Origin of the sequence: Roseateles sp. (assembly GCF_031397715.1) — a bacterium.
GTDB lineage: Bacteria > Pseudomonadota > Gammaproteobacteria > Burkholderiales > Burkholderiaceae_C > Paucibacter_A.
Map to the genome: position 1 here is coordinate 1 of NZ_JANNMI010000083.1, position 4,825 is coordinate 4,825.

The 4,825-nt window shown below is 64.9% G+C and carries 5 protein-coding genes and 1 pseudogene; 5 read left to right on the plus strand and 1 reads right to left on the minus strand.

Annotation, left to right across the window (positions count from 1 at the left end; genetic code table 11):
- Positions 1-205: 205 nt before the first annotated feature.
- The 3 genes from RMO57_RS03710 to RMO57_RS03720 are packed head-to-tail and all read left to right on the plus strand — an operon-like array spanning position 206 to position 2,558.
- Positions 206-1,126, plus strand: a complete 921-nt coding sequence (locus RMO57_RS03710) for a hypothetical protein (RefSeq protein ID WP_310384347.1) — start codon at positions 206-208, stop codon at positions 1,124-1,126.
- The gene (locus RMO57_RS03715) at positions 1,123-1,893 is read left to right on the plus strand and encodes a helical backbone metal receptor (RefSeq protein ID WP_310384348.1); all 771 of its coding nucleotides are present in this window, start codon (positions 1,123-1,125) and stop codon (positions 1,891-1,893) included. The genes RMO57_RS03710 and RMO57_RS03715 overlap by 4 nt, the downstream gene beginning before the upstream one ends.
- A gap of 26 nt (positions 1,894-1,919) precedes the next feature.
- Positions 1,920-2,558 (plus strand): MarC family protein, encoded by a 639-nt coding sequence (locus tag RMO57_RS03720; RefSeq protein WP_310384350.1) that lies wholly within the window; start codon positions 1,920-1,922, stop codon positions 2,556-2,558.
- Between the two features lie 52 nt (positions 2,559-2,610).
- Here RMO57_RS03720 and RMO57_RS03725 read toward each other — a convergent pair whose 3' ends face one another.
- Positions 2,611-3,414, minus strand: coding sequence for a spondin domain-containing protein (locus RMO57_RS03725; protein WP_310384352.1), 804 nt, complete (start codon positions 3,412-3,414; stop codon positions 2,611-2,613).
- A 231-nt stretch (positions 3,415-3,645) separates the two neighbouring features.
- On the opposite strand from RMO57_RS03725, the gene RMO57_RS03730 reads away from it, so the two are divergent.
- Together RMO57_RS03730 and RMO57_RS03735 are read left to right on the plus strand one after the other, a co-directional pair.
- Complete coding sequence (locus RMO57_RS03730; RefSeq protein ID WP_310384354.1) at positions 3,646-4,410, plus strand: response regulator transcription factor; 765 nt, start codon at positions 3,646-3,648, stop codon at positions 4,408-4,410.
- Positions 4,407-4,825 (plus strand): annotated as a pseudogene (locus RMO57_RS03735) (hypothetical protein); the annotation flags it as partial. The gene RMO57_RS03730 and the pseudogene RMO57_RS03735, both read left to right, overlap by 4 nt.

Sequence of the window (4,825 nt, forward strand, 5' to 3'; positions counted from 1 at the left end):
TGAACCATTCAAGCGAAGGTGCGGCTTCCATACACAGGTAAATGATTATGGGCGAAGGGTCTAGCCTCGCCCACTCTCGGCAGGGTATTTGTTGTTTTTTCGCCGACAGAAAAAACCCTAGCGTCGACAGCGTGCGAATGGTGGCTTCGTCGTCGACCGCCGCCCCGCCACAGGGCGGGTCGGGGCGCTGGCTATGATGCCGGCCATGCCCCAAAAACTCTCACTTCATGCCCTTAACCGGGTGCTCGCCAGCATCGATGCGCCGCGCAACGGCCGCGCGCTTTACGCTTTATTGAGCGCCTTTTGTTTGGCCGGCTTGATGTTGGCGTCGGCCGAATCGGCCCTGGCCAAGGATGACAGCACCTGGGGGGTGATCTGGGCGGCGCTGGGCCTTGCAGCGGCCTTCTTGGGCGTCAACACCACCGGCCTGCTGCTGATGGACCAGGCGCGCGGACTGCCGGTGCGCGATGTGGCGGATGCCGTGCATGACGCGCTGCGCGTGGTGCCGAAGGTGTTGTTGTGCTTGTTGATGTTGCTGGCCTTGATGGCCGCGACATTGGCGGCCTTGCTGGCGCTGCTCTGGGCCGTCAAGCTGCCCTGGGTCGGCGCGCCGTTGTTTGCGCTCTTGGTACCGTTGGGCGTGGTCTTGTTGGGCGTGATGGCCTTCAGCGGCGCGGTCATCGTCGGGCCGTTGACGGGGCCTGCCGTTTGGAGCGGGCGCAGCGCCATCGGCACCGCCCGGCTTTTGCTGGCCCAGCTGCGGCACGGCGCGCTGGAGGCCGGCGCCTTGATGATGGCGGTGCTGTTGACCACCGGCTTGGTCAGCGCCGCGGTCAGCTTTGTGGTCGTCAGCGGCGGCCGCGCGATGGCGTTTTTGATGGTCTGGCTGATCGGCATTGATGTGCCCCCCCAGCAATTGATGGCGGGCTTGTTTGGCTATGGCCTGCGCAGCCTGGGTGCCACCGGTGCGCCGGTGGCTGCGACGCCGCTGGGCATGGCCGCCCTGGTCGGCGGCGGCGTCGTGTTCGCGGTTGCCCTGGTCTTGCCGACGCTGGTCTATCTGCGCGGCTGCTGCGCCGTCTTTCTGGCCCTGCAGGAAGCGCCGGCTGACGACGCGTCGCTGTGACGAAAGAACTTCGCATCGCCAGCCTGGTGCCCAGCATCACCGAGCTGCTGGTGGCGCTGGGCTTGGGGCCGCGGCTGGTGGCACGCACCGGCTTTTGCATTCATCCGCAGGCGGCGCTGCTGAACGTGCCCAAGGTCGGCGGCACCAAGGATGTGAATATGGCCAAGCTGCGCCAATTGGCGCCGACCCATGTGATCGTCAATGTGGACGAGAACCGCCTGGCAACGCTCGCTGCGCTGCGCGAGTTTGTGCCCCACATCATCATCACCCACCCGCAGGGGCCGGCCGATAACTTGGGCCTGTTGGCGCAAATGGAGACGCACTTTGATGCCGAGCCGGGCGTGAGCGAACGCTGCGCCGAGCTGGCGGCCGAGTTGGCGCTGGCCCTGCAGCGTTGCGCAGACAAAAGCTGGCCGGCGCAGCGCGTGCTGTATCTGATCTGGCGCGAGCCCTGGATGACGATCGCGCGTGACACCTATATCGCCCGCATGCTGGTCGCCGTCGGCTGGCAGAGCTGGCCGGCGCTCAACGGCGGCGAGTCCGGCGCGGCGCGCTACCCGCAACTGCTGGGCGATGAGGCCTGGCTGGCGCAGATCGACCGCGTGCTGCTCAGCTCGGAGCCCTATCGCTTTGACGCCTCGCACTTGGGCCAGGCGCAGGCCTTGTGCCCGCAGGCCAAGGTGCAGCTGGTCGACGGCGAGCTGCTGAGCTGGTACGGCCCGCGCGCCGCCCAGGGCCTGGACTATCTGCGCGACTTGGCCCGATAACTGACAACAAGCGACACAATCCACCCATGGACATCTACAAACCCCTGGTTGCCCTGCTCGCCATCGTCAACCCGATCGGCGTGGTGCCCTTCTTTATTCACTTCACCAGCCATCTGACGCGCGAGCAGCGCAAGCGCACGATCGTGGTCAGCTCTTTCACGGCCTTTGTGGTGATCAGCTTGAGCGCTTTGCTGGGGCTGAAGATCATCGGGTTTTTCGGCATCACCCTGGCCTCGTTCCAGGTCGGCGGCGGCACCCTGCTCTTGATCAGCTCGCTGCAGATGCTCAACGCCCAACCGGCCGAAGCCCGCAAGGATGATTTGAGTGAGGCCGCCAACAAGGCCGACAGCGGCGCCAGCATTGCTGTCGTGCCACTGGCCATCCCCTTGCTGACCGGGCCGGCAACGATCTCGACCATGGTCATTTACGCCGACCGGACCCGCCACTGGTGGGAGTTGGCCGTGCTGGTCGGCTACGGCGTGGTGGTGGGCTTGGTGACCTATCTGGTGTTCTCGGCCTCGGGCCGTATCGCCCGCGCGCTCGGCCAGACCGGCATCAACATCATGACCCGTCTGATGGGCCTGATTTTGGCGGCGCTGGCGGTGGAGCTGTTGGCCGATGGGCTGATCAAGCTGTTCCCGGTGCTGGCTTCGCACATCGGCTGAAGCAAAATACCCGGAAGAAATGGTATCGCCAAGCTCTTCCGGGTATACGACATCAGCCCCGCGCGGCTCCGCGCCGGCGCACCAGCCCGCCCAGAGCCAGCAAGCCGGCCGCCATCAAGGCATAGCTTTGCGGCTCGGGCACGGCGCTGATGTTCTCAAAGCTGATCCGGTAGACCTCGCTGTCAAAACCCAGCTGGCTGTTGAAGACGTAGCCGGCGCCGGTAGTCAGCCCGTTGAAACCGGCCAGCTCGGCGAAGTTGAAATTGACCACGCCGCCCTGGTCGGTGCGCAAGCCGTTATTGCCGACGAAGGCGGCCGCAGCAGGATCGAAGACCTCGGAGCCACCGTCCCAAACTTCGCGGGCTTTGATTGTGATGGCCCCTACTTGCAGCTGACCTAGCACGTTGAACAAGCGGTACTCGGTGGGGGAGTCATTGCCGATGAAGAAGTCATTGCTGGGCACCACCATCGCGCCAAAGCTGAAGAAGGGGTTCAGCGCCGTGTCCACGCTGAAGCTCAGGCTGCGGGTTTCGCCGGGCTGCAGCAGGCCACCCACGGTGCCACGGGTAGCCATGGGGTCGGCCGCCGCAAAAGCCGCCTGCCAAGCGGTGCCGCTGCCGCCTTCGGCGATCGATTGAATCGCCGCCGTCGAGACTTGCCCGAGGTTGAAGGCATCGAAGCTGCCGTTGTGGAAGCCCACATGCAGCGGCGCAAAACTGACGCTGTTGACGGGCGCCAGGTTTTGCACGCTGACCTTGATATCGACCATGGCCGCTTGGGCGACGGAGCCGGCGCCCAGGGTGGCGAGCGCGACGGTGCCGAGTGCGGCCTGAAGAGAAAAAGTGAGTTTGAACATGGCAGTACTTTCTTGAGCAAAAAGTGTGGAGGAGAAGGTCCGCCGGGCGTGGCGCAGTGCGTGCCTCAACCGGTAAGTCCATGCTAAAAACAGCGCATGCCAAAGATGTCACGCTTTCATAACGAAAAGCTAAGCGTTTCTTGGCGTGGCCACCGTCTTGTGATTCTTTTGTGAAGACTTGGACGCGCGTTGGCGGCCTAATGGCCGCTAAGACTTGACCGGAACTCACCCATGCCTCAGCCGACTTTTTCTTCTTCGCCTTTGCCCGCGGTGCCGCGCCCGGCCGGCCCGCCCCGCCGCATCCTGGTGATCGAAGATGAGCCCGATATCGCCGCCCTGCTGCATCTGCACCTGAGCGAGTTGGCCGACCATGTGGTCTGCCTGGGCAACGGCGTTGACGGCTTGAACAGCGCCATCGACGCCGGCCCCTGGGATGCCATCGTGCTGGACCTGCGCCTGCCCGGCATGGGTGGCTTGGAGGTTTGCCGGGCCTTGCGCGAGCGCGGCAACAGCACCCCCATCCTGATGCTGACGGCGCGCAGCTCGGAACTTGACCGGGTGCTGGGTCTGGAGCTGGGCGCCGACGACTACCTCAGCAAACCCTTCAGCGTGCTCGAACTGCAGGCCCGCATCCGCGCCCTCTGGCGCCGTATGGGCCAGCCGACGGCGCTCGGGCCGGCGGGCATGCAGGCGTCGGCCGAGCCGGTCGACGTCAGGGCCGGCGGCCTGCATATCCACCGCGTGCAGCGGCGCGCCTGGTTGGGGCCGACCGAGTTGGTGCTGACGCCGCGTGAGTTCGATTTGCTCTGGCACTTCGCCCGCCAGCCGCTGCGCGCCTTCAGCCGCGCCGAGCTGCTGGATCAGGTCTGGGGCTATGGCCACGATGGCTATGACCACACCGTCAACACCCACATCAACCGCTTGCGTAACAAGTTAGGCGAAGGCTATATCCAGACCGTCTGGGGCGTTGGCTACCGCTTCGAGGCACAAGCATGAGCGGCCCCGCCCTGCCTTTGTGGCGTCGCCTGGATCTGCGCCTGGCGCTGGTCGTCGTGCTGGGTTTGACCTTGCTGTGCGGCGCCATGCTTTATTGGCAAGACCGCCAAGCGCAACGCCGCCAGGACGCCTATGACCAATGGCAGAACCTCAAGCTGGCCCGCTACATAGCCGACCGCCAAGCCAAACCGATGATGGACGCGCAGGGCCAGGTTCGCAGCAGCGCTTTGGCCGATACCGCCATGTATATCGGCCTGATCCACCCGGCCTTGGAAGTCTATCTGCTGGACCGTCAAGGGCGCGTGCTGCAGCACAGCCTGGTTCAGGATCTGGTCCTCCGGGATCTCCAGTTGCAACAGTTTGAGCACGTCCGCGTAAGTGATGGCGGCCGCCCCGCCGGCAGCCGGCTTTTTCG